The 25,012-nt window shown below is 47.5% G+C and carries 24 protein-coding genes and 1 other annotated feature; of the genes, 23 read left to right on the top strand and 1 reads right to left on the bottom strand.

Going from position 1 to position 25,012, the window contains the following annotated elements:
- Nucleotides 1–152: 152 nt before the first annotated feature.
- From spoIIGA to AC6ESP_RS16040, 13 genes are all read left to right on the top strand, one after another.
- Complete coding sequence (spoIIGA, locus tag AC6ESP_RS16100; protein ID WP_497097740.1) at nucleotides 153–1,076, top strand: sigma-E processing peptidase SpoIIGA; 924 nt, start codon at nucleotides 153–155, stop codon at nucleotides 1,074–1,076.
- Nucleotides 1,077–1,121: 45 nt separating this feature from the next.
- A complete protein-coding gene (gene sigE, locus AC6ESP_RS16095) occupies nucleotides 1,122–1,844 on the top strand; it encodes an RNA polymerase sporulation sigma factor SigE (RefSeq protein ID WP_497097845.1) in 723 nt (240 codons plus the stop codon).
- Between the two features lie 105 nt (nucleotides 1,845–1,949).
- On the top strand, nucleotides 1,950–2,732 hold the full coding sequence (gene sigG, locus AC6ESP_RS16090) for an RNA polymerase sporulation sigma factor SigG (protein WP_497097739.1): 783 nt from the start codon (nucleotides 1,950–1,952) through the stop codon (nucleotides 2,730–2,732).
- Between the two features lie 171 nt (nucleotides 2,733–2,903).
- Nucleotides 2,904–3,539, top strand: a complete 636-nt coding sequence (locus AC6ESP_RS16085) for a DUF4652 domain-containing protein (RefSeq protein WP_497097738.1) — start codon at nucleotides 2,904–2,906, stop codon at nucleotides 3,537–3,539.
- 177 nt (nucleotides 3,540–3,716) lie between these two features.
- The gene (locus tag AC6ESP_RS16080) at nucleotides 3,717–3,995 is read left to right on the top strand and encodes a PRC-barrel domain-containing protein (RefSeq protein ID WP_497097737.1); all 279 of its coding nucleotides are present in this window, start codon (nucleotides 3,717–3,719) and stop codon (nucleotides 3,993–3,995) included.
- A 32-nt stretch (nucleotides 3,996–4,027) separates the two neighbouring features.
- Complete coding sequence (gene pgeF / locus AC6ESP_RS16075; protein ID WP_497097736.1) at nucleotides 4,028–4,906, top strand: peptidoglycan editing factor PgeF; 879 nt, start codon at nucleotides 4,028–4,030, stop codon at nucleotides 4,904–4,906.
- A 5-nt stretch (nucleotides 4,907–4,911) separates the two neighbouring features.
- A complete protein-coding gene (locus AC6ESP_RS16070) occupies nucleotides 4,912–5,634 on the top strand; it encodes a YggS family pyridoxal phosphate-dependent enzyme (protein ID WP_497097844.1) in 723 nt (240 codons plus the stop codon).
- Nucleotides 5,635–5,637: 3 nt separating this feature from the next.
- Entirely contained in the window at nucleotides 5,638–6,093 is a 456-nt protein-coding gene (locus AC6ESP_RS16065; protein ID WP_497097735.1) for a cell division protein SepF, read from the top strand.
- A 7-nt stretch (nucleotides 6,094–6,100) separates the two neighbouring features.
- The gene (locus AC6ESP_RS16060; RefSeq protein ID WP_497097734.1) at nucleotides 6,101–6,379 is read left to right on the top strand and encodes a YggT family protein; all 279 of its coding nucleotides are present in this window, start codon (nucleotides 6,101–6,103) and stop codon (nucleotides 6,377–6,379) included.
- Nucleotides 6,380–6,394: 15 nt separating this feature from the next.
- Nucleotides 6,395–7,177, top strand: a complete 783-nt coding sequence (locus tag AC6ESP_RS16055; RefSeq protein ID WP_497097733.1) for a YlmH family RNA-binding protein — start codon at nucleotides 6,395–6,397, stop codon at nucleotides 7,175–7,177.
- A gap of 99 nt (nucleotides 7,178–7,276) precedes the next feature.
- Complete coding sequence (locus tag AC6ESP_RS16050) at nucleotides 7,277–7,801, top strand: DivIVA domain-containing protein (protein WP_497097732.1); 525 nt, start codon at nucleotides 7,277–7,279, stop codon at nucleotides 7,799–7,801.
- A 69-nt stretch (nucleotides 7,802–7,870) separates the two neighbouring features.
- Nucleotides 7,871–8,164: a binding site (T-box leader), on the top strand.
- Between the two features lie 76 nt (nucleotides 8,165–8,240).
- Entirely contained in the window at nucleotides 8,241–11,333 is a 3,093-nt protein-coding gene (gene ileS / locus AC6ESP_RS16045; RefSeq protein ID WP_497097731.1) for an isoleucine--tRNA ligase, read from the top strand.
- Between the two features lie 153 nt (nucleotides 11,334–11,486).
- Nucleotides 11,487–11,852 (top strand): DUF5665 domain-containing protein, encoded by a 366-nt coding sequence (locus AC6ESP_RS16040; protein WP_497097730.1) that lies wholly within the window; start codon nucleotides 11,487–11,489, stop codon nucleotides 11,850–11,852.
- A 31-nt stretch (nucleotides 11,853–11,883) separates the two neighbouring features.
- Here the strand turns inward: AC6ESP_RS16040 and AC6ESP_RS16035 are convergent, their stop codons facing one another.
- Nucleotides 11,884–12,600 carry a TraR/DksA C4-type zinc finger protein gene (locus tag AC6ESP_RS16035; protein WP_497097843.1) on the bottom strand — a complete coding sequence of 239 codons (717 nt, stop codon included), beginning with the start codon at nucleotides 12,598–12,600 and terminating at the stop codon, nucleotides 11,884–11,886.
- A gap of 177 nt (nucleotides 12,601–12,777) precedes the next feature.
- Between AC6ESP_RS16035 and lspA the strand changes: the two genes are divergently transcribed.
- From lspA to pyrE, 10 genes are all read left to right on the top strand, one after another.
- A complete protein-coding gene (lspA, locus tag AC6ESP_RS16030) occupies nucleotides 12,778–13,299 on the top strand; it encodes a signal peptidase II (protein WP_497097729.1) in 522 nt (173 codons plus the stop codon).
- Between the two features lie 16 nt (nucleotides 13,300–13,315).
- On the top strand, nucleotides 13,316–14,224 hold the full coding sequence (locus tag AC6ESP_RS16025; RefSeq protein WP_497097842.1) for an RluA family pseudouridine synthase: 909 nt from the start codon (nucleotides 13,316–13,318) through the stop codon (nucleotides 14,222–14,224).
- Between the two features lie 159 nt (nucleotides 14,225–14,383).
- Nucleotides 14,384–15,619, top strand: coding sequence for an LL-diaminopimelate aminotransferase (locus AC6ESP_RS16020; protein ID WP_497097728.1), 1,236 nt, complete (start codon nucleotides 14,384–14,386; stop codon nucleotides 15,617–15,619).
- Nucleotides 15,620–16,134: 515 nt separating this feature from the next.
- Entirely contained in the window at nucleotides 16,135–16,710 is a 576-nt protein-coding gene (gene pyrR / locus AC6ESP_RS16015) for a bifunctional pyr operon transcriptional regulator/uracil phosphoribosyltransferase PyrR (RefSeq protein ID WP_497097727.1), read from the top strand.
- A complete protein-coding gene (locus AC6ESP_RS16010; RefSeq protein WP_497097726.1) occupies nucleotides 16,707–17,606 on the top strand; it encodes an aspartate carbamoyltransferase catalytic subunit in 900 nt (299 codons plus the stop codon). Before pyrR ends, AC6ESP_RS16010 begins: the two co-directional genes overlap by 4 nt.
- 60 nt (nucleotides 17,607–17,666) lie before the next feature.
- Nucleotides 17,667–18,950, top strand: coding sequence for a dihydroorotase (gene pyrC, locus AC6ESP_RS16005; protein WP_497097725.1), 1,284 nt, complete (start codon nucleotides 17,667–17,669; stop codon nucleotides 18,948–18,950).
- 79 nt (nucleotides 18,951–19,029) lie between these two features.
- On the top strand, nucleotides 19,030–20,175 hold the full coding sequence (locus AC6ESP_RS16000) for a carbamoyl phosphate synthase small subunit (protein WP_497097724.1): 1,146 nt from the start codon (nucleotides 19,030–19,032) through the stop codon (nucleotides 20,173–20,175).
- The gene (gene carB / locus AC6ESP_RS15995; protein WP_497097723.1) at nucleotides 20,162–23,383 is read left to right on the top strand and encodes a carbamoyl-phosphate synthase large subunit; all 3,222 of its coding nucleotides are present in this window, start codon (nucleotides 20,162–20,164) and stop codon (nucleotides 23,381–23,383) included. The genes AC6ESP_RS16000 and carB overlap by 14 nt, the downstream gene beginning before the upstream one ends.
- A gap of 120 nt (nucleotides 23,384–23,503) precedes the next feature.
- A complete protein-coding gene (pyrF, locus tag AC6ESP_RS15990) occupies nucleotides 23,504–24,229 on the top strand; it encodes an orotidine-5'-phosphate decarboxylase (protein WP_497097722.1) in 726 nt (241 codons plus the stop codon).
- Nucleotide 24,230: 1 nt separating this feature from the next.
- Entirely contained in the window at nucleotides 24,231–24,878 is a 648-nt protein-coding gene (pyrE, locus tag AC6ESP_RS15985; RefSeq protein WP_497097721.1) for an orotate phosphoribosyltransferase, read from the top strand.
- The last annotated feature ends 134 nt before the right edge of the window (nucleotides 24,879–25,012 follow it).

Genomic DNA, 25,012 nt, shown 5'->3' with positions numbered 1-25,012 from the left:
CCGTTTTTTATTCTTGAACTCGACAAAAAAAGATATGTCATCCCGTCATGATTAGACAGACTTTGAAATAGGATTTTAATATACTAGTGTCAATCGTTCTCTCCGGGTGTCGGTTGCCGGCCTGACGACCGAACCCGCAGGAAGGTGTTGCCGTGGCTGTATATGTCGATGTTATGTTTCTGAGAGAGCTGCTGGTTGATGGAAGTATATTACTAACGACAGCATGGGTACGCAATATTAGAGCCAAGCCGTTCCGTGTACTCGCAGCTTCTGCTATTGGGGCTTGTTATGTCGTATTAATGCTGTTCCCGCCGTTATCTATTTTATTTACGCTGTTGGTGAAGGTGCTGATCTCTCTCATCATGCTATGGGTGGCCTTCGGATATGCATCTCTTCAGCATTTTCTGCGGAATACAGCGGCGTTCTATACGATTAACTTTGTAGCAGCAGGAGCTATTATAGGCATTTACTATTTGCTTATGCAAGGCTCGGGGAAGATGTGGCGAACGATCACGTTCATTAACGGCGGTATACAGGTTGAGCTGAAAATGGGACTAATCTACTTATTAGCCGCATTTAGCATCGGTCTATATGTGTACCGTACTGTGCTAACGCAACGGCGTGAAAGGGAGCTGGTTCAAACTCATCTAGCGCATGTACTTATTCAGATTGGCGACCAGGAGCGCTCCTGTATTGGACTAATCGATACAGGCAATCAGCTCTATGACCCGCTCACTCGAACACCCGTAATGGTCGTTGAAGCTTCTGTATGGCAGGATGATCTGCCGGCATCATGGCTGCAAAGCATACGAGAAGCACAGGTTGATCGTCTTGTTGCAGGAATTGGGGATGACACGTTTATCTGGCAGGATCGGCTGCGTCTTGTACCCTATAGGGGGATTAATCGCGGCTCACAGTTTATGCTGGCGCTCAAGCCCGATTGTGTTCAGATCGAGCGGGAAGGGCAAGTGTATGTTTCCCGAAAGGTGCTTGTTGGGTTGGACGGCGGCAAACTTGCGACAGATAATGCTTATCAAGCAATTATCCATCCGTCTCTCGTTCAGAACCACCAATAACAGGAAATAGCGCGTATACTAATTTGGGGAGGGATGGGCTGGATGATGCTCGTCAAGTGGAAATTGGTCCTGCAGTTATATTATTATCGGGTTTTATTTTTATTCGGACTAAAAAGCGAACAGATTTATTATATTGGAGGAAGTGAAGCACTCCCGCCTCCCTTGACCCGTGAAGAGGAAGAGTACTTACTCGATAAGCTGCCTTCAGGCGATACGGCGATCCGGGCGATGCTGATTGAGCGCAATCTGCGTCTTGTCGTCTATATTGCTAGGAAATTCGAGAATACAGGCATTCATATTGAGGATCTTGTATCGATTGGAGCTATTGGCCTAATTAAAGCAGTCAACACCTTCGACCCTGAGAAAAAAATTAAGCTAGCAACTTATGCTTCACGTTGTATTGAGAATGAAATATTGATGTATCTGCGCCGAAATAGCAAGACACGGACAGAAGTATCTTTTGACGAGCCGCTCAACATTGATTGGGATGGAAATGAGCTGCTGCTCTCGGATGTGCTTGGGACAGAGAATGATACAATCTATCGCAATATCGAGGAGCAGGTTGATCGCAAGCTGCTGCACAAAGCGCTCGACAAGCTATCGGAACGCGAGAGGATTATTATGGAGCTGCGCTTCGGACTTGCGGATGGAGAAGAGAAAACTCAGAAGGATGTAGCCGATCTGCTTGGTATATCTCAATCCTATATTTCGCGTTTGGAGAAGCGCATTATAAAGCGTTTACGTAAGGAATTCAACAAAATGGTCTAAACACAGGCACAGCGCGGAGCTGCCTCAACGTTGTCTTGGAGAGGAATAAAAATGGGGTCCAAGGAGATAATGTACATTAATGTTTCTCCTTGGGAGGTAATCACGTTGACCCGAAATAAAGTCGAGATCGTTGGAGTGGATACCGCTAAACTGCCTGTCCTAACCAATACCGAAATGCGGGAATTGTTCAAAGCTCTGCAAACCCGCAACGAATTGGCAGCAAGAGAGAAATTAGTAAACGGCAATTTGAGGCTTGTGCTTAGCGTCATTCAGCGGTTTAACAATAGGGGAGAATTTGTGGACGATTTATTCCAAGTCGGCTGCATCGGACTTATGAAGGCGATAGATAATTTCGACCTTAGTCAAAATGTTAAATTCTCCACCTATGCCGTACCGATGATAATCGGAGAAATACGCCGTTACTTACGTGACAACAATCCCATTCGTGTATCACGAAGCTTGCGTGACATCGCTTATAAAGCGCTGCAGGTAAGGGATAGCTTAACGAACCAGAATTCACGCGAGCCAACGATATTCGAAATCTCCGAGGCTCTGAATGTACCGAAGGAGGATGTTGTATTCGCACTCGATGCCATTCAAGACCCGGTATCCCTATTCGAGCCGATCTATCATGACGGTGGAGACCCCATCTATGTGATGGATCAAATAAGTGATGATAAGAATAAAGATGTATCGTGGATCGAGGAAATTGCCCTTAGAGAAGCGATGCATAAGCTTAATGATCGTGAGAAAATGATTCTATCGATGCGCTTCTTCGAAGGGAAGACGCAGATGGAGGTTGCCGACGAAATCGGCATTTCACAAGCACAGGTATCCAGGCTGGAGAAATCAGCTATTCAACAGATGCAGAAGCATGTTAAGACGTAAGCGGTGCCGCAAGGCACCGTTTTTTTCTTACCGGGTAGAGGTTGGCTAAGGCAAGAGTATGAACAGCAGGCTGATTCAGCAGGGTGGATTGTTGGTTAATTGTATGTTAAGTCGTACTAAACCCTAACCAAGTGATCTGGCATGACTTGCATGCAGAGAGGATGTGAATGTATGCTGCTCACAAAACTGGCATCCATACTTATTAGCTGTTTAACCTTAATTCAAGTGATGGGTGGAAGCAGCGATCAGGCCCAGCCTGTATCTGCTGCCGAGCATTCTTCAGCACTCGTACTAGGCGACAACATCATTTACTCGGATGAAGGCCAGCCAACTATTTGGTACACAGAAGGCAAGCAGGACGAAGTCATTAGCGGTGATGAAGAATACCCTTCTCAGCCGATTATTGCTCCTAGCGGATCGAAGCTGGCTTTTATATCCCCCTTTGAATTTGAATTGGTTGGTGAGGTATGGTTGTATGAGCCTGGGAGGGGGAAAAGCCTGCTGATCTCCGAGGATGAACTGCAATATGATGAATCAGCTAAGCAGATACTCTGGCTCGACGAAGATCATCTGCTTCTGCTAACGGGCAACACCTATGGCACTATTACGTCTCATACAAAAGTGGAAGTATATGATCTTGCAGAAGATGAGCGCTATCCATTCATCCAGGTAGAGATGAATCAAGATATTCGTAACATCCGTATTCAAGACAATAAAGTGATTCTGCAGATCGCAACGTATGACGAGGAATTCATGAATGACACCGTTCAGACCGTTGAATACGAGCTTCCTCATGTAGAGGAGTAGGCTTATCTTCACGTAAAGCGAGCGATATCCAATACAATTCCGAGGCTCTCTATGAAGGTATAGAGAGCTTTTTTGTATTGTTTTCGCAAGTCATGTACATTTTGGGCTATTGTTACATATAGATAGTAGAAGAGGGCAAGTGAACCGATAATCCCGCTGGAAAAGTGGTGACTGGGAATGAAAATTTCTGATTTTCAAACGAAGGATGTTATTAATATCGTTGACGGGAAGAAGCTCGGACAGGTTAGTGATCTTGAGCTTGATTTGCGGCAGGGCCGCATTGATTCCATCGTCATTCCGCAATATACAAGGTTTCTGGGGATGTTCGGAGGCGGTGGTACAGAGGTCGTTATTCCATGGCGCAATATTGTGAAAATCGGGACAGACGTCGTGTTGGTTCGTATGGATGAAACGAAGGCACGGCCTGAGGAAGATGATTTGCACACCCGCTCATAACAGAGTAAACTGCTTAAAGAGGTGATGCCCATATGGAATCGTTCAAAGCGGTACAATCGGCGAAGGGACCTTCGCTTTTTTTGTTGTCTTCATGGATGGATAAAGATAAAGAAAAGAATCAGAATGAGGAAGAGCGGCTGACCGCTGGCTTCACTGGAAGAAGCGGCGGAGTAAGCGCAGCACCATGGTCTTCATTGAATGTTGGTCTCCACGTAGGGGACAGAGAGGCGGATGTCATTAGGAATCGGGAGCTCGTGACGGAAGCGATTGATTGGCCGTTTGAAGCATGGACTTCCGCTGAGCAAGTACATGGTAATGCCGTCTATCACGTAACCGAGGCTGATCGCGGTAGAGGAAGAGCATCACGTGAAACGGCAATTGCCGATTCAGATGCGCTAATAACGGATGTGCCAGGTATATTGCTTGCGTCCTTTTATGCGGACTGTGTTCCTCTGTATTTCTATGACCCGGAGCATGAGGCGATAGCGCTTGCGCATGCAGGCTGGAAAGGCACGGTGCTCGAGATAGCCGTTCAAACCGTACAAGCGATGACTGCCAAGTTCGGTACGAGGCCGGAGGCGCTGCTCGGAGCTATCGGTCCATCGATTGGCGATTGCTGCTATGAAGTAGACGGTATCGTCATTAATAAGCTGCAGGAGCTTCAGCAAAGCCTGCTGCAGGATCATGAAGTTTCTACAGATGCGCTGATGAGAATGGCGGAAAACGGTAAAGCTATGGTAAACTTAAAACAATTTAACCGACACATTATGATAAAAGCAGGAATTTTGCCGATTCATATCGAATTAACAGGTTGGTGCACTGGCTGCAGCAGAGAATCTTTCTTTTCTCATCGCATGGAAGGCGGTATGACCGGCCGGATGGCCAGCTGGATCGGCATTCGGGAGAGGTGAAGCAATTGATACTTACCTTACAAGACAGAATAGAAGAAGTAGAGCGGCGCATTACGGAGACTTGCCAGCGCAGCGGGCGAAGCCGTGAAGAAGTAGGCGTCATTGCCGTGACGAAATATGTCTCTTTGGACACAGCTGTAGAAGCTCATAAGCTTGGCCTGAATCACCTTGGCGAGAATCGGTGGCAGGATGCGCAGGCGAAGTGGGAAGCGATTAGCGGGCCAAGCGCCGACGCTGATCGCGAGGCAGGACAAGCCGTGTGGCATTTTATCGGTTCACTCCAAACGAATAAGGTTAAGGACGTCATAGGGAAATTTACATACATTCATTCACTGGATCGGCTGTCCTTGGCTCAGGCGATTGACAAGCGGGCGGCTCAGCTAGGAATCAAGGTTCCGTGCTTCATTCAAGTGAATGTGTCTGGAGAGGATTCCAAGCATGGCGTTGAGCCGGAGCAGCTGCATGCATTCATTACGGAATTAAGATCCCTCTCATCACTGGAGCTCATAGGGCTGATGACGATGGCGCCTCACGAGGCTGAAGCTGAGCAGACTAGACCGGTATTCCGGGCACTTAGAGAGCTTAGGGACGAGCTTAATGCACGTTCACCGCTTGAGAAACCAATAACTGAGCTGTCAATGGGAATGTCGGGAGACTTTGAGGTAGCGATTGAAGAGGGGGCAACTTGGATCAGACTTGGAACCATACTAGTGGGAAAAGAGGGATGAGCAATGAGTGTGATGAACAGATTCATGAATTTTCTAGGGCTTCAAGAGGAAGAAGAAGTGGTAGAACGTGAGAAAGTTGCGCAAGTAGAGGAACAAGATACTGAAACTTCTCCATTCGAGCCACGTAAGAGTACGAAGAGTAATAGTAATAACATTGTCAGCATTCATTCACAGAAAAATGTTCGCGTCGTGTTAAGTGAGCCCCGTTCGTATGATGAAGCTCAAGATATCGCAGATCATCTGCGCTCTCGCCGTGCAGTAATCGTTAATTTACAGCGCGTACGCAATGATCTGGCTATCCGTATCGTTGATTTCCTGAGTGGCACAGTATACGCTCTAAACGGAAGTATTTCGAAGCTCGGACCGAACATTTTTCTGTGCACACCGGACTCGGTAGAAATTCAAGGTGCCATTACGGAAATGCTGGCAGACGATAATGATTATACTAAAATGAGGTGACCTTGAGTTGTTTACTAACGTCTACACACTTGTAATGGGATTGCAAAATATTTACAGCTTTATGATTATTGGTTATGTGCTGCTGTCTTGGTTGCCTAATGCACGTGAGAGCTTCATCGGTGTATGGCTAGGTAAGCTTGTAGAGCCATACCTCGGTATATTCCGGAGATTCATTCCACCAATCGGAGGCATGCTCGATATTTCGCCGATCGTTGCTATCTTCGCTTTGCGTTTCATCGCATTCGGTCTGATTGCTGTGCTTGAGTTTTTGATTAACTTGTTCTAAAGGGAAGGGCTGTACATGAAACCAGTCATATATGAACATTTCCAGCCCGATGAGAAGCCATTCGTCGATCGGGCATGGGAATGGGTAGAGCGGTCCGCACAGCTTCATGAGCTGAAGCGGACCGATTTTTTGGACCCGAGACAAGCCCAGATTGTAACTATGCTCGTTAACCGGAGCGGGGATGTACAGCTGCGTCTTGACGGGGGATATACAGGAGCTGAACGCTGCAGAGCGATTATTGGTCCTGAATACCGATACTTGGATGATGAGCCGGCCGGCATTTCTGTACTAGCCGTGAATGGCGGTGGAGGAACGCAGCTCGAGCTCGATCATGGTGATTATTTGGGCGCTCTGCTAGGCCTAGGGATCAAACGTGACCGTATCGGTGATATTCATGTACATGATACATTCAGTCACATCCTCATTGCGGATGAGATTGCTGATTACTTGAACGTACATCTCAGACAAGTCCATCGTGTCAATGTTCTGACGGATATTGTACCGTTGTCGGCCCTTCAGGCCGTAGTGCCTGAGCTGCAAGAGATGGCCTTCACAGTCGCATCGATGCGTCTTGACGGGATAGCAAGTGATGTCCATCGGATTAGCCGCACCAAGATTGTAGATCCCATACGAGCGGGAAGATGCCGTGTCAATTGGAAGACAGAAGAGGATCCTTCCACGCAATTAAAGGCGGGAGACGTGGTATCTATCCAAGGACTTGGTCGGTTTAAGGTGCAAGAAGTCGATGGTGTGACAAAAAAGGGAAGAATTCGTGTAAAGGTTGGTAAATTTATTTAACCGTTTGCAGGATTTTGGGAGCAGTTGTCGAATCCTTTGCACAACGAATATTTCCGATTGCAGCCGTGAACCCGGCTATTACGTTGAGGAGGTGCACCAATGCCATTGACGCCATTGGACATACATAACAAAGAGTTTGGACGAAGATTGCGCGGATATGATGAGGATGAGGTGAATGAATTCCTCGACCAGGTCATCAAGGATTATGAATCGATCATCCGTGAGAATAAAGAGCTTCAGAATCAAATCCTCAACATGCAAGAGAAGCTGAATCATTTCTCTAATATTGAAGAGACCTTGAGCAAGACCATTATTGTCGCTCAGGAAGCTGCAGATGAAGTGAGAAACAACGCGAAGAAGGAAGCGCAGCTCATTATTAAGGAGTCGGAGAAGAATGCCGACCGTATTATTAATGAGTCGCTCTCCAAATCACGCAAAGTGTCATTAGAGGTCGAGGAGCTTAAGAAGCAAGCTTCGGTCTACCGTGCACGATTCCGTACGCTAGTTGAAGCACAGCTTGAGCTGCTCAGCCAAGATGGATGGGATACACTTGACGGAGGCTCGCAACAGGCATCATCGAATACGACATCTTCGTATTCCACAGAGCAGCTGCAACGGGGTTGATGGGCATTTGTCATTTGACAAGGCAGCAGCTATGAGCTATAAATAATAGTAAATGTATTAATAATGAGTGAAACTTCATTGACGAGAACAAGTACGTTTCCAAGTTTGTCCTTCAGAGAGCCGCGCGATTGGTGCAAGCCGGCGTTCGAACCGAGACCGAATATCATCTCCGAGAAGCAGCGCTGAACCCTTACAAGCATAAGAGCTTTCATTCTTATTGCTTATGGTCACTAGGTGCTGACGGTTTGTCCCCCGTTACAGGGACCGCGAATCGATGATTCGCGCCAAAGTGCCGTACGTATCTGGGCTTGACCAGTATACTTCGGAACAAGGGTGGTAACGCGAGCATGCCTCGTCCCTTCTACAGGGACGGGGCTTTTCTGTCTGTATGTAAGAGGTTTTTTTTGTAGAACATGGATATTCCAGGAGGTATGTAGCTATGCAACGCGTAGATGTCAAAGAAAAAGCAAGAGCTCGTGAGATGCGGGTACTGAAACAATGGGAAGAGAACGATACCTTCAAGAAATCGATTGAGAATCGTGTAGGCAAGCCTAACTTTGTATTCTATGAAGGGCCTCCTACCGCTAATGGCGCACCGCATATTGGACATGTGCTTGGCCGGGTTATTAAAGACTTCATTGGTCGTTACAAGACGATGACAGGCTACCGGGTGGTGCGTAAAGCAGGCTGGGATACGCATGGTCTGCCAGTTGAGCTGGGCGTTGAGAAGCAGCTTGGTATATCGGGCAAGCAAGAAATTGAGAATTACGGTATCGAGGAATTCATTAAGAAATGTAAAGACAGTGTCTTCGTCTACGAGAAGCAATGGCGTGAGCTGACAGAGGCTATCGCTTACTGGACAGACCTCGACAATCCTTATATCACACTCAAGAATGAATATATCGAGAGTGTCTGGCATGTGCTGTCCACGATTCACAGCAAAGGTCTGCTCTACCGTGGACATCGGGTAAGCCCATATTGCCCATGCTGTCAGACGACACTCAGCTCGCATGAGGTTGCTCAAGGGTACGAGGATGTGAAGGATCTGAGTGCTACGGCGAAGTTCAAGCTGGAAGGCACAGGAGAGTATGTGCTCGCTTGGACGACAACTCCTTGGACACTGCCGGCGAACACAGCACTTGCTGTTAATCCTGAGCTTGATTACATCCGTGCTTCCAAGGACGGTGAAGTGTACATCGTTGCGAGTAATCTGGCAGAGAGTGTACTGAAGGAAAATTATGAAATTCTGTCAACCGTGAAGGGTGCCGAGCTGGTTGGACTGCGCTACGAGCCACCATTCAGCTATGTATCGATTGAGAATGGACATTTTGTCATTGCAGGTGACTTCGTCAGTGATACGAGCGGTACAGGTATCGTTCATATCGCTCCTGCTCATGGTGAGGATGACTACAAGGTTGCCCGCCAGAATGGCGTTAGCATGCTAAGCGTCGTGAACACTGCAGGCCGCTATATCGATGAAGTAACAGACTTGGCAGGCCGTTTCGTGAAGGACTGCGATGTCGACATCGTGAAAATGTTAAGTGAACGCGGTCTGCTCTATTCCAAAGAGCGCTACGAGCACAGCTACCCATTCTGCTGGCGCTGCAAATCCCCGCTGCTCTATTATGCGACTGAGAGCTGGTTCATCGAAACAACGAAGGTGAAGGACCAATTGATCGCTAACAATAACACGGTAGACTGGTATCCTGGCCATATTCGTGAGGGACGCTTCGGCAAGTTCCTTGAGAATCTCGTCGATTGGAACATTAGCCGTAATCGCTATTGGGGAACTCCGCTTAATGTATGGGTATGCGAAGCAACAGGGAAGGAATATGCGCCTAGCAGCATTGCCGATCTTCGCGCTATGGCAGTAGATGAGGTGCCTGCGGATATTGAGCTGCATAAGCCTTATGTGGATGCGATCAAGCTGAAATCACCGTTCCAAGAAGGTGCGGTCATGATACGTACGTCGGAAGTGATCGACGTCTGGTTCGACAGCGGCTCCATGCCTTTTGCACAGCAGCATTATCCGTTCGAGAATGAGGAGCAGTTCGCTGATCAGTATCCGGCTGATATGATCTGTGAAGGGATTGACCAGACGAGAGGCTGGTTCTACAGTCTGCTGGCTGTATCGACGCTCTATAACGGCAAAGCGCCTTACAAAGCTGTTATCTCAACAGGACATATTCTGGATGAGAACGGACAGAAGATGTCCAAGTCAAAAGGAAATGTTATCGATCCTTGGGAAATTATTAATGAGTATGGTACGGATGCTTTCCGCTGGGCTCTGCTGGCAGACAGTGCGCCTTGGAACAGCAAACGGTTCTCCCGCGGCATCGTAGGCGAAGCGAAATCGAAGGTTATCGATACAATTGTGAACACACACGCCTTCTTCGCGCTCTATGCATCGATTGATGGGTTCGATTATTCGAAGCATGAAGAGAAGCCTTCGGCTAACAAGCTGGACCGCTGGATTCTCTCCCGTCTGAACAGCCTCATCAAGACGGTAATCAAAGGTCTTGAAGTGAATGACTTCCTGAACCCAGCCAAGTCGATTGAGACATTCGTTGATGAGCTGAGCAATTGGTACATTCGTCGCTCGCGTGACCGTTTCTGGGGAAGCGGCTTAACGGAGGATAAAGTAGCAGCTTATCAAACCCTGCGTCATGTATTGCTGACCCTGTCCCGAGTGATTGCTCCTTATGCACCGCTTCTGGCTGAAGATGTATACGGCAATCTGGGTGGAGAGGGCAGCGTTCATCTGGCGGATTATCCGACAGTTGATGAGTCGGCTATTGACGAGACGCTGGAGTGTGATATGGAGAGCGCGAAGCAGATTGTCGAGCTTGCACGCAATGTGCGTAACGAGACATCTATCAAGACGCGTCAACCATTATCTGAGCTTATCGTATCGCTGGACCGCGAATTTGACGTTGCAGGCTATGAGGACATTGTGAAGGACGAGATTAATGTCAAATCCATTGTCGTTCAGAATAGCGACAGCGGGTTCGTCGATTTCACCTTTAAGCTGAACCTCAAGGTTGCAGGGAAGAAATACGGCAAGAATGTCGGTCCAATTCAAGGCTATCTGAAGAGCCTCACGCCAGAGCAGACACGTGAAGCCATTGCTGGAGGAAGCGTAGCCTTCACGGATTCAGAAGGTGAAGCAATTGCCATTGCAATCGAGGAGCTGCTGGTGGAGAAGCAAGCGAAGTCAGGCTTTGCTTCAGCTTCAGGCAATGGTGTCACGGTTGCGCTCAACACAGATATTACACCTGAGCTTGAGCAAGAGGGCTGGGTACGTGAAGTTATTCGTGCGGTACAAGATATGCGCAAAAAGCTTGATCTGCCAATTGAGAAACGAATTGATCTCGTGCTTGACGTAGATGCTTCTCTACAAGCTGCATTATCTGCATTCCAGAGCGTCCTTCAAGACAATGTGCTGCTCAACAGCGCCCGGTTTGAATCGGCAGACGGAATGGAAAGAGTGCAATTGGGTGAAAAAGAAATCGGTATTCTTATTCGCGGTTAGGCATACAGAAGCTACTTATAGGGATATAGTATAAGGAACATGTACAAGGAAACGAGTGCCTTCTAGCAAGGCCTCGTTTTTTCCTTAGCAGGCAAGTAAATGCTGGCAAGCTGTAGTTACCTGCTTGCTCCATTATACTAAGGAGGCTGCTGTATGAAGCGAATAGGATCTGATCAAGACAATGAAAAAAAGAAGAATAGGACTCCTGTCCACGAGGATAGTATCGAGACCTCGCTGAGCAAGCTGAACCTTCGCCTGATCAAGGTAGCTGAAGACATGGAACGCACACAGATTGCTGACTATGTAGATTTGCTGAATCATCCATTCAAGCTGATCTGGCGCAACATTGTGGCAGGAACCGCAAGGGGAGTCGGAATCGCTATCGGGTTCACATTCTTCGCAGCTACGATTCTGTACGTGCTGCAAATTCTTGGTGCACTCAACTTGCCCATTATTGGAGATTACATAGCAGACATTGTTCGGATTGTTCAAATCCAGCTAGAAGGCAAAACATATTAAGGCGACGCATTGTGCGCCGCCTTTTCTTTTTCTACAAATCGGATTCCAATTCACTGTCGCCTTCACCATGCTCCATATACTCTTTATACTGCCTGTTGCGTATAACCGAGACATGTCTTCCCGTAATATCAGTAGCAACAAAGCTTTCCAGAGCCTCTACGAAACCGTCATTCTCGTCTGATTCAATGCCTACGTGATTATAATCGGTTACCTCGCGATTCTCAGACATGGCAGGTGAATCAGCGTTGCCCCATTGCTCGACAATCTGCCAAGCATCCTCTCCATCGAATCCATTGTAAGAATCATGCTCATCCATACTGCTTCTTCCGAAGGGCTGATGAAGCATCTCCTCTTCAATAGGGCGACGGTCAGATACTTGCTGGCGCGGCGCATGCTGAACACAGTACAAGGTGTCTGGAACAGCTTCAAGTCGTTCTAATGGAATATCATTGCCGCATGTACGGCAGGTTCCGTAGGAGCCATCATCTATGGCATTCAGGGCTGCTGTTATTCGAGCCAGATGCAGCTCCTCTTGCTCAATAAGAGCAATATCCTTCGCTCTCTCGAACATTTCGGTTCCGAGATCTGCTGGATGATTGTCGATAGGGGAGAGCTCGCCGGTATTATCCTTCAATGAGGCGACAAGACCATTATGATCATTGCCCTGCAGCCTGTGCTCGATATCTTGTCTATCTGCTTCTAATCGGCTGCGGAACTGTATGAGCTGTGCAGTCGTGGCAATCGTCATGGAGTAAGCACCTTCCTTATTCACTATAGTACGGCTATGCCGTTCACCTTGGGAGTTAGTGTTAGCTTCTGTCGTATTTTTCATGAAGGACTTCACTGGAAACATCACTCGCAATCCGACTGGCTGAGTAACAGCCCGTTATGCTACAATAGCTTGGGACAAACTAGGAGGGATACGATGCGTTTTTATTATTATTGGATTGCAGTTATCGTATTTGTTGTAGATTATATAACGAAGAAAATAATCGCGACTCAGCTTGAACTAGGTGAACAAATTAGCGTTATTGGAAATTTCTTCATTATTACCTCGCATCGGAACCGCGGCGCCGCCTTCGGCATTTTGCAGGAGCAAAGACTGTTTTTTATCATCGTAACGATAGTCATTGTAGCGGCAATTATCTGGTACATACAAGTCTCCCGTAAGACGAGCAAGCCATGGCTGCTTGTGGGCTTAGGACTTGTACTCGGCGGAGCAGTAGGGAACTTCTTGGATCGTGCGCTTTATGGTGAAGTAGTCGATTTCCTAATGTTCAATTTCGGCAGCTACACATTCCCCATATTCAATGTGGCAGACTCCGGTATTTGTGTCGGTGTCGTATTGATTCTGATCGATACGCTGCTTGCAGCTAAGGAAGACAAAAAAAGGTTGAGCAACAGAGAGGACAAGGATCAAAACGAGCATGAGCAACAGCCTATTTAATGAAAATGAAGAACTGATGGAATTTGTCGTAGAAGAGGAACAGTCCGGAGAACGGATTGATAAATATGTAACAGAGTGCGTGAATGACCCAGCCATATCACGCACACAGGTACAGGAATGGATCAAAGCAGCTGCCGTGGAAGTGAATGGTAAGGTTGTGAAGTCCAATTATAAAGTTTCTGCGAATGATCAAGTAAAGATTCAAGTGCCCGAGCCTGAGGATGCAGCTATCGTCCCAGAGAATATTCCGCTTGATATCGTGTATGAAGACAGTGATGTTATTGTCATTAACAAGCCTCGTGGTTTAGTTGTTCATCCTGCGCCAGGACATCCGTCAGGTACAGTGGTTAACGCTTTGATGTACCATTGCAAGGATTTGTCTGGCATTAACGGGATGGTTCGTCCAGGCATTGTACACCGAATCGACAAGGACACGACAGGACTCCTCATGATTGCGAAGAATGATCTTGCACATGTTTCCTTGGCCCAGCAGTTGAAGGAGCATACGGTAACTCGCAAATATATTGCCTTAGTCCACGGCAACCTGCCGCATGATCAAGGAACAATTGATGCTCCGCTGGGACGTGATCTCAATGATCGTAAGCTGTTCACTGTAACAGAGCACAATAGCAGACATGCGGTTACTCATTTTGTAGTAACAGAGCGATTAGGGGATTATACAGTCGTAGAGCTTCAGCTCGAAACAGGTCGTACCCATCAGATCCGTGTTCATATGAAATACATCGGGCATCCTCTTGCTGGAGATCCGATCTATGGACGCAATAAGACGGTTGCCTTGAAAGGACAGGCTCTGCATGCTGCCGTTATCGGCTTCAAGCATCCACGCAGCGGGGAATATATGCAGTTCGAGGTGCCAATTCCTGCAGATATGGAGCATGTGCTGAATTCGCTTCGCCTTCGTTAAGATGAACGCGATGATGCGCAAAAATGCAAACATTTCACCAGATCGTTCATTATGTCGAATGCAAAAGTAAGCTATTCTATAGCTAAATCGTATTGTAATGGCAGTGCAATGAGCTTTGCGTATCACGTGAATATCTATATTAAGGACAGGTGACTGAACATGACCAATATTAACCACAATTATTTGGAGCTGCAAGGCAGCTATTTATTTAGTGAAATTGCCAAACGTCGTACGAAGTTCGTTCAAGAAAATCCGAATGCAGAAATTATCAGCCTCGGAATCGGCGACGTAACACGCGGTTTGCCGGATGCTGTAACGAAGGCTATGCACGCTGCAGTGGACGAGCTTGCTGTTCCTGGCTCATTCCGCGGCTACGGCCCAGAGCAGGGCTATGATTTTCTCATTCAAGCCATCATTGAGAATGACTACAAAGCGCGCGGTATCGACATTCAATCGAACGAAGTGTTCGTAAGTGACGGCTCCAAGTGTGATGTCGGCAACATTCAAGAAATCTTCAGCCAAGACAGCATCGTTGCAGTCCAAGATCCAGTATACCCTGTATATGTGGACACGAATGTTATGGCTGGTCGTTCTGGCAAGTTCAATAAAGAGACGAATCGTTATGAGAATATCGCTTATCTGGAGTGCACAGCGGAGAACAACTTCACGCCTAGCCTTCCTGACCGCAAAGTAGATATCATTTACTTGTGCTACCCGAACAACCCGACAGGTATGACGCTGTCTAAGGCTGAGCTTAAGAAATGGGTCGACTACGCAAAAGAAAATAACTGCATCATTCTGTACGATTCAGCTTATGAAGCTTTCATCCAAGAAGAGGATGTTCCGCATAGCATTTATGAAATCGAAGGTGCCAAAGAAGTAGCGATCGAGTTCCGCAGCTTCTCCAAGACAGCCGGCTTCACTGGCGTTCGTTGTGCTTATACGGTCGTTCCTCGTGAGCTGAAAGGTCTTGATGCTAACGGAAATATCGTATTGGTGAATGATTTGTGGAACCGTCGTCACACAACGAAGTTCAACGGTGTATCCTATGTAACGCAGCGCGGCGCTGCAGCTATTTACTCACCTGAGGGCAAAGAGCAGATTGCAGCTCTTGTTGACTACTACATGACGAATGCTAAGATCATTCGTGATGGTCTGGCTTCCCTTGGTCTGGAAGTATTCGGCGGCGTTAATGCTCCTTATATCTGGCTCAAGACACCCAATGGCCTTGATTCATGGGCATTCTTCGATAAGCTTCTGTCTGAAGCGAACATCGTAGGTACTCCTGGTGTAGGCTTCGGTCAAAGCGGCCAAGGCTACTTCCGTCTTACAGCTTTCGGAAGCCGTGAGAATACAGAAAAAGCGGTAGAGCGTATTCGCAACCTATCATTGTAATAATTGACCAACAAGCAGCCGTTCTGGGTTCGTATACCAGATCGGCTGTTTTTTTGTGTATATAAGCAGCTGATGATGAGTTGGACTGGCAACGGAACAATTGGAAGTCTTCTGCATGGTTAATGCCCACCGTTCATTCGAATAATAAATCTATGAAGAGCAGGTAATATGATAATATTGGAGAATCTGGAAGAAAGGCGCTGTGAAGCTGATTAATTGGGCTCGAAGCCTTGACAACTTTTGTCGAACGTGGGATAATTCTATTGATATATGGCAGAACCTTTAACTCAGCCCTGTGAGGCTGGCAAGGTAGCGTGAATAACGAATCAGTCAAGCGTAGAATAGGATACCAATTGAGCCGCATCCTGCTGGGATAGCGGAGATTGGATTAAAGCCTCTGCGTGAGATTGATTTCAGGCTCCTTGCGTTCATTAGCAAGGAGCTTTTTTTTGCGAAAACCTTGTGTATGACGCGCTTGAATGGTTGGAATGGTGGAACGGATGGGAGGCAATGGAATGGCGGAAGATGAGTATCTAGTCTTAATGGATGAAACAGCAATTCGGCGAGCGCTCACACGTATAGCCCATGAAATTGTGGAGAAGAACAAAGGAATTGACAACTGTGTTCTGATTGGCATTCGGACAAGAGGTATTTATTTGGCCAGACGGATTGCGGATCGTATCCGTGACATCGAGGGAAAGCCGGTGGAAGTAAGAGAGCTGGACATTACTTCTTACCGCGATGATCGCAAGATCGGAATAGAGACGAATATCGAGATCGCAGCAGCAATCGGAGATCTGGACGGTGAGCCGTTCATGATTGAAGACAAACGCATCATTCTATGCGACGATGTCCTGTACACAGGAAGAACGATTCGGGCTGCAATGGACGCACTGATGGATTGCGGCAGACCGCAGAGTATACAGCTTGCTGTGCTGGTCGACAGAGGCCACCGCGAGCTTCCGATTCGTCCCGATTATGTAGGGAAGAACATCCCTACCTCCAAGCAGGAGGAAATATCCGTGCTGCTGACCGAAATCGATACATTGGATCAAGTTAATATCATACATCAGAGGGGGCAAGCCGGATGACAGTGACACAGTTGAAACAACGGAGTTTGCTCGGGCTTAAGGATCTTGGCAAGGATGAGATTGAATCCATCTTGAATAGGGCTGCTTATTACGAGCAGCATTCTACGAAGACACACACAGTCATGCAGGGTAAGTTCGCAGCTAATATATTTTTTGAGAACAGTACAAGAACAAGATTCTCCTTTGAAGTAGCTGAGAAGAGACTCGGGGCTGAAGTGCTTAACTTCTCAGCTGCGGTGTCCAGTGTGCAAAAGGGAGAATCCATCTACGATACAGTAAGAACGTTAGAGTCAATGGGCATTGACGTAGGCATCATAAGATTGAAGCCGATCGGGGTATTGGCAGAGCTTGCAACTAAAATCAAGGTTCCGCTGATTAACGCAGGTGATGGCAATAACGAGCATCCGACACAAGCACTGCTGGATATGTACACGATGCGCAATCATTTTGGACACTTAAATGGCTTGACGGTCTCCATCATTGGTGACATTCTTCACAGCCGTGTAGCTCGCTCGAATCTGTGGGCATTGCGTCAGATGGGGGCTGAGGTTCGATTCTGCGCACCGCCTAATATGCAAGCTCCAGAGCTTGATGCTCCTTACGTAAGCATGGAGGAGGCGCTTAAATCAGACGTTATCATGATGCTTCGGGTTCAGCTTGAACGCCATGAGAGTGGAATGCTGAACTCGGCTGAGAGCTACAGAGAGCATTATGGGTTAACTGTTGATCGCGCTAGCCGGATTGCTGACCATGCGATTATTATGCACCCGGCACCGATTAACCGGAATGTGGAGATCGATGATGAGCTGGTGGAGGCTCCACAATCACGGATTTTCAAACAAATGGAGAATGGCGTGCCGATACGTATGGCTGTCGTCGAACGGGCCCTTACTTAATTGTGTACAATACTTTATAGTAGGACAACAGGCTGAATAAATTCGGAGGGTGAACAAACAATGTCATTATGGATTATGAACGGTAGCGTATGGAACGAAGCCTCTGGAAGTGTTCAGAAACAGCACATAAGGCTGGAAGACGGTATAATCGCCGAGCTGGTAGATGGAGCAACTAACCCTGACACGGGTTCAGCTGAAGTGATTGACGCAGAAGGCAAGCTGATCTCTGCAGGATTTATCGATATGCATGTTCACCTAAGAGATCCTGGATTCGAACATAAAGAGGATATCGCGACAGGCACGAGATCAGCTGCCAAAGGTGGATTCACAACGATCGCTTGCATGCCGAACACGCGTCCGGTTATCGATACTCCAGAGACCATCAAATACATTTTGGACAAAAATGAAAAAGAAGGCATTGTAAAGGTTCTGCCTTATGCCTCTATTACGAAGAATGAGCTTGGACGTGAGCTGACGGATTTCGCAGCCCTTAAGGAAGCCGGCGCAATCGGATTTACGGATGATGGTGTTGGTGTGCAAAATGCCCAAATGATGAAGGATGCGATGACGCTTGCGCAATCGATGAACATGCCGATTATCGCTCACTGCGAGGATGATACCCTAGTAGTTGGCGGCTTCGTCAGCGAAGGAGCATTCTCCCGCAAGCATGGACTCAAAGGGATCCCGAATGAATCCGAAGCAATTCATGTAGGACGTGATATTCTGCTCGCAGAGGCAACTGGTGTTCACTACCACGTCTGCCACGTCAGCACGGAACAATCGGTTCGACTGATTCGCCTTGCGAAGCAGATCGGAGTGAAAGTAACAGCTGAGGTATGTCCGCATCATCTGCTGCTGTCGGATGAAGATATTCCAGGGTTCGACTCGAATTGGAAAATGAATCCGCCGCTGCGCACGCCGCGCGATGTGCAGGCTGTGATTGAAGGACTAGAGGACGGCACGATCGATATGATCGTAACGGATCACGCGCCGCATAGCGCAGAGGAAAAAGCTCGCGGAATGGAGCTTGCTCCATTCGGTATCGTCGGCTTCGAAACAGCCTTCCCATTGCTCTACACGAAATTCGTGCTGACTGGGAAGTGGACACTTGGCTTCCTGTTGGATAGAATGACGGCAACGCCGGCACGTGTCTTCGGTCTTAAGACTGGACGACTGGAGCAAGGCGCACCAGCCGATCTTACGATCGTCGAGCTGAATACAGAGCGTGAAGTAGATCCATCAACATTTGCTTCTAAGAGCAATAACACACCATTCGGCGGCTGGAAGCTTCAAGGCTGGCCAGTAATGACAATTGTGAATGGTGCTGTTGTCTGGGCTGAGTAATAGAAGTAAGCATAACATATAGGATTGTGCCCCTCATGTAGGCGGCGAAGCGAAACGAAAGACTTGAGGAGTGAAACGGATGCAAGCTAGATTATTGTTGGAAGACGGAACATTATTTACAGGACTTTCCTTCGGTGCTGAGACGCAAACGATGGGTGAAGTTGTATTTAATACAGGGATCACAGGCTATCAAGAGGTTTTATCCGATCCTTCCTACTGCGGACAGATTGTTACGATGACTTACCCGCTTATCGGGAATTATGGTATCTCACGCGATGATTTCGAATCCATTCGGCCATTTATCCATGGCTTTGTCGTAAGACGCCATGAGCCTACGCCAAGCAATTGGCGCGCGCAATATTCGCTTGGACAACTCCTGAAAGAATACAACATCCCAGGTATCAGCGATATTGATACACGGATGCTGACAAGAATTCTTCGCCATCATGGCACAATGAAAGGCATTCTAACGACAGGCAGCGAGCGTGTAGAAGAGCTTCAAGAGCGCCTTGGCTTGTCACCAATTATGACGAATCAAGTAGCCCTTACATCGACTAAGCATGTATTCTCTAGCCCTGGCAATGGAGAGCGTATCGTTCTTGTTGACTTCGGAGCGAAGAGCGGAATCTTGCGTGAATTGACTAAGCGTGGCTGTGATGTAGTCGTAGTGCCGCATGACACAACAGCTGATGAGATTCGTAAGCTTGCGCCGGACGGCATTCAGCTGTCTAATGGCCCTGGGGATCCGAAGGATGTTCCACATGCTGTAACCATGATTAACGAGCTGCTTGGCGAATATCCTATCTTCGGTATCTGTCTTGGGCATCAGCTGTTCGCACTGGCTTGCGGCGCAGACACAACGAGACTGAAGTTCGGTCACCGCGGCGGTAATCACCCGGTTAAAGATTTGGCAACGAATCGCTGCTTCGTTACTTCACAAAACCATGGCTATACGGTGATGGATGAAACGGTGAAGAGCACGGAGCTGTCGGTTACGCATATTAACAATAATGACGGTACGATCGAAGGACTGAAGCATAACATTCATCCAGCATTCTCGGTACAATATCACCCAGAAGCTGCACCAGGCCCATATGATTCCAGTTATTTGTTCGATGAGTTCCTGGAGATGATCCGCACGCACAAGACAAATAACCCGCAAAAGCCTCGTCAAGCCATTTTGGCTGAAACGTTGAAAGGAGAGCTTCAGTATGCCCAAAAATAATGAACTCAAAAAAATTCTCGTAATAGGCTCCGGCCCGATTGTTATCGGACAAGCGGCGGAATTCGATTACGCAGGCACACAAGCTTGCCAAGCGTTGAAGGAAGAAGGTTACGAGGTCGTTCTGATTAACAGTAACCCAGCCACAATTATGACAGACACGAATATGGCTGATAAAGTATATATTGAGCCAATTACGCTCGACTTCGTATCACAAATTATTCGCCAAGAGCGTCCGGATGGTTTGCTTCCGACTCTTGGTGGACAAACGGGTCTTAACATGGCGGTTGAGCTTGCTCGCGCAGGCGTTCTGGAGAGCGAGAATGTGAAGCTGCTAGGAACTCAGCTTACAGCTATCGAGAAAGCGGAGGATCGTGATCTATTCCGTGATCTGATGCGTGAACTGGAACAGCCTGTACCTGAGAGCGAGATTGTAACAACAGTTGAGGCTGCTGTACAATTCGCTAATGAGATCGGGTACCCAATCATCGTTCGTCCTGCTTACACGCTGGGTGGAACAGGTGGCGGTATTTGCGCTAACGAAGAGGAATTGCTGGAGACAGTTGCTTCCGGTATTCGTTACTCTCCGATCAACCAATGTTTGATCGAGAAATCGATTGCGGGCATGAAGGAAGTCGAATATGAAGTTATGCGTGATGCGAACGACAACTGTATCGTTGTCTGCAACATGGAGAACTTCGATCCAGTCGGCGTACATACTGGCGACAGTATCGTAGTAGCTCCTTCACAAACATTGTCTGACCGTGAATATCAAATGCTTCGCTCGGCATCATTGAAAATTATTCGTGCCCTGAACATCGAAGGCGGCTGTAACGTACAGTTCGCGCTTGATCCGTTCAGCTTCCAATATTATGTTATCGAAGTAAATCCACGTGTAAGTCGTTCGTCTGCACTTGCTTCCAAAGCAACTGGCTATCCAATTGCTAAGATGGCTGCTAAAATCGCAGTTGGCTATACACTTGATGAGCTGGTTAACCCAGTAACAGGTCAAACTTATGCGATGTTCGAGCCTACGCTTGATTACATCGTATCAAAAATTCCACGCTGGCCTTTCGACAAGTTCGTGAACGCGAACCGTAAGCTTGGAACGCAAATGAAAGCGACAGGCGAAGTTATGGCTATCGGACGTACCTTCGAGGAATCGATTCACAAAGCGGTTCGTTCGCTTGAGATTGGTGCACATCGCATTCACTTGAAAGAAGCTTCTTCACTTGAAGATTCCGTACTTCGCTATCGCATGGAGAAGCCGGACGACGAGCGCATGTTCCTCGTTGCTGAAGCTTTCAGACGCGGTTATGCACTGCAGGAGATTCAAGATATTACGAAGATTGACTGGTGGTTCCTAGACAAAATCGAGTCCATCATCCAGTTCGAAGCTCGGATTCGCTCAGAAGCTACCCTAACTCGCGAAACGCTGTATGAAGCGAAGCGCAAAGGCTTCTCGGACCGCTCTATTGCTGAAATTCGCTCAGAAGGTTTCCCTAACGGAAGCTATACGAACGAGCATGATATTCGTAAGTTCCGTAAAGAGCTTAGCATCAATCCGGTATACAAAATGGTTGATACTTGCGCAGCTGAATTTGAAGCAACTACACCATATTACTATTCCACTTATGAAGTAGAGAATGAAGTAACACAATCAAGCAAAGAGAAAGTGCTTGTTCTCGGTTCTGGTCCGATTCGTATCGGTCAAGGTATCGAGTTCGACTACTCAACTGTACACGCCGTATGGGCGATTCAGAATGCAGGATACGAAGCGGTAATCATCAATAACAACCCAGAGACAGTATCGACAGATTTCAGTACTTCTGACCGACTGTACTTCGAACCATTGTTCTTCGAGGATGTTATGAATGTTATTGAGCAAGAGAAGCCGATAGGCGTTATCGTTCAATTCGGTGGACAAACAGCGATCAACCTTGCGGCTCCACTTACAAAAGCTGGTGTGCGCATTCTCGGTTCAAGCCTCGAGAGCATCGATGCAGCCGAGGACCGCAAGAAGTTCGAAGCATTGCTTCGGGGTCTGAACATTGCTCAGCCTGACGGCAGCACAGTAACTTCTGTTGATCAAGCAGTTGCAACAGCGCAGAAGCTGGGTTATCCGGTTCTGGTTCGTCCATCTTATGTACTTGGTGGACGCGCTATGGAAATCGTATACTCCGATGAAGAGCTTCTCGGTTATATGGAAATAGCTGTTAAAATCAATCCGGAGCATCCGGTTCTGATTGACCGCTACATGCTCGGCAAGGAAGCAGAGGTAGATGCGATCTGTGATGGCGATACTGTCCTTATTCCTGGAATAATGGAGCATATCGAGCGTGCTGGTGTTCACTCCGGTGACTCCATTGCGGTATATCCGCCACAATCGCTGTCTGACGATATTAAGCAGCAGATCGTGGACATTACTATCAACATTGCCAAAGCATTGAAGGTCATCGGACTTGTCAATATTCAATTCGTTATTCATAACGAAAAAGTATATGTTATCGAGGTTAACCCGCGCTCATCACGTACGGTTCCGTTCCTAAGCAAAGTAACGAACCTGCCGATGGCGAACCTTGCTACCAAAGCGATTCTCGGCACGAAGCTTGCTGAGCTTGGTTATGTAGATGGCCTATGGCCGGAAGATAACTACGTATCGGTCAAAGTACCTGTATTCTCCTTCGCGAAACTGCGCCGCGTTGACCCAACACTGACTCCAGAGATGAAATCGACGGGTGAGGTTATGGGACGTGACGAGCAATACGCTAAAGCGTTGTACAAAGGTCTAATTGGTGCAGGTATGCGCATTCCGATGACAGGAACGATTATTGCAACGGTAGCAGACAAAGATAAAGAAGAAGCGACTGAATTGCTGAGAGGCTTCTACAATATCGGCTACAAAATTATGGCGACTGGCGGAACAGCTACAACTCTGCAAGAAGCAGGCATGATCGTTACGACGGTCAACAAGCTGAGCGAAGGCTCACCTAACATTCTGGACATGATTCGCGAAGGCGAGGTTAACATTGTTGTTAACACGCTGACAAAAGGCAAAACGCCTGAACGCGATGGCTTCCGGATTCGTCGTGAAGCAGTTGAGAATGGCGTCGTATGTATGACATCACTTGATACAGTGCGCGCGCTGCTGCGGATGCTTGAGACGATTAACTTCTCGTCACGCGCAATGCCAGTTCTACAACAGAAATAGAATTAGGAAGCACGGCCAGCGCCGGTTGCTTCGCCAATACGAGCCTTCAGGCTCACTTGGCGAAGCCGGCGTATGGCCGTTTATTACGGAAACGGGTTAAAAAAGGAGGACGGTCATATTATGGGACTGACACGAGAGCAAGCAGCAGGACGAGTAATGGTCGCGCTTGACTATGCCGATGCGGCTTCTGCCGAGCATCTGCTGAATGAGCTGCAAGGAATACCTTGTTACATGAAGGTAGGCATGCAGCTGTTCTATGCGGCTGGTCAGCCCTTCGTGGAAAGCTTGAAGCAGAAGGGCTACCGGGTTTTTCTTGATGTAAAAATGCATGATATTCCGAATACCGTTAAAGGCGGGGCGGGCAGTGTTACGAAGCTTGGTGTAGACATGTTCAACATCCATGCTGCGGGTGGCTCTGCCATGATGGAAGCAGCGCTTGAAGGCGTGGAAGCAGCATTAAGCACTGGACAGAATAAACCAACCGTTATTGCTGTAACGCAGCTTACGAGCACAAGCCTTACTGTACTTAACAATGAGATTAACATTGCGGGCACGGTTGAGGATGCTGTTCTGCATTATGCGAAGCTTGCCAAGCAAGCAGGACTTGACGGCGTAGTTGCTTCACCTGTTGAGGTTGAAGCGATCAAAGCTGCATGCGGTGCAGCCTTCCAGACAGTAACACCTGGCATTCGTCCAAGCTGGGCAGCAGCTAACGACCAATCACGTATTATGACACCTAGAGATGCGCTGAACCAAGGAACTGATTATATGGTAATCGGCCGTCCAATTACAGCAGCAGCTGATCCACGTGCTGCATTGGAATCAATTATTGAGGAGATGATCTAAGATGAGTGAAGTGACATTGACTAGCTTGCCGCGTGAGATCGCAACCAAATTGCTTGAGATAGAGGCGGTAGCACTTCGTCCGAATGATCTTTTTACATGGACCTCTGGTATCAAGTCACCCATTTATTGCGATAATCGCTTAACGATGGCTTATCCGCAAATTCGCGAGCTGATCGCTGATGGTTTTGCGGCAGTTATTAAGGAGCGTTATTCGGATGTAGATGTTATTGCTGGTACATCTACTGCAGGTATTCCTCACGCAGCTTGGGTTGCTCAAAAGCTGAACCTGCCTATGGCTTACATTCGTGATAAAGCCAAAGGCCATGGCAAGCAGAATCAGATTGAGGGGCGTATTGTTCCTGGTCAGAAGGTTGTAGTCATCGAGGATCTGATCTCCACAGGAGGAAGCTCATTGAAAGCTGGTCTTGCTGTACGTGAGGCAGGCGCAGAGGTGCTGTCTGTACTGGCAATCTTCACTTATCAATTCGACCAAGCGATTAACGCATTCGCTGCCGAGAACATGCCATTAGAAACCCTATCTAACTATACGGAGCTCATTCAAGCAGCAGTTGAGATGGGCAAAGTGCAGAGTGCAGATGTAGATACTCTGCAAGCATGGCGTCAAGACCCACAAGCTTTCGGTAAGTAGATCCCATATAAATACTAGTAAGAAGCAAGCTATCCGGATAAGATGGCTTGCTTCTCTTTGTTATATACAAAGAATTCGACAAAAAAATTGTAAAATGTATGATAGGTATCTTTTTTTCGTTCCGCTCATCCGAT

The sequence above is a fragment of the Paenibacillus xinjiangensis genome, assembly GCF_059686975.1.
The sequence above is the reverse complement of the archived record's forward strand: the minus strand, read 5'-3'. Positions and strand labels throughout refer to the sequence as shown.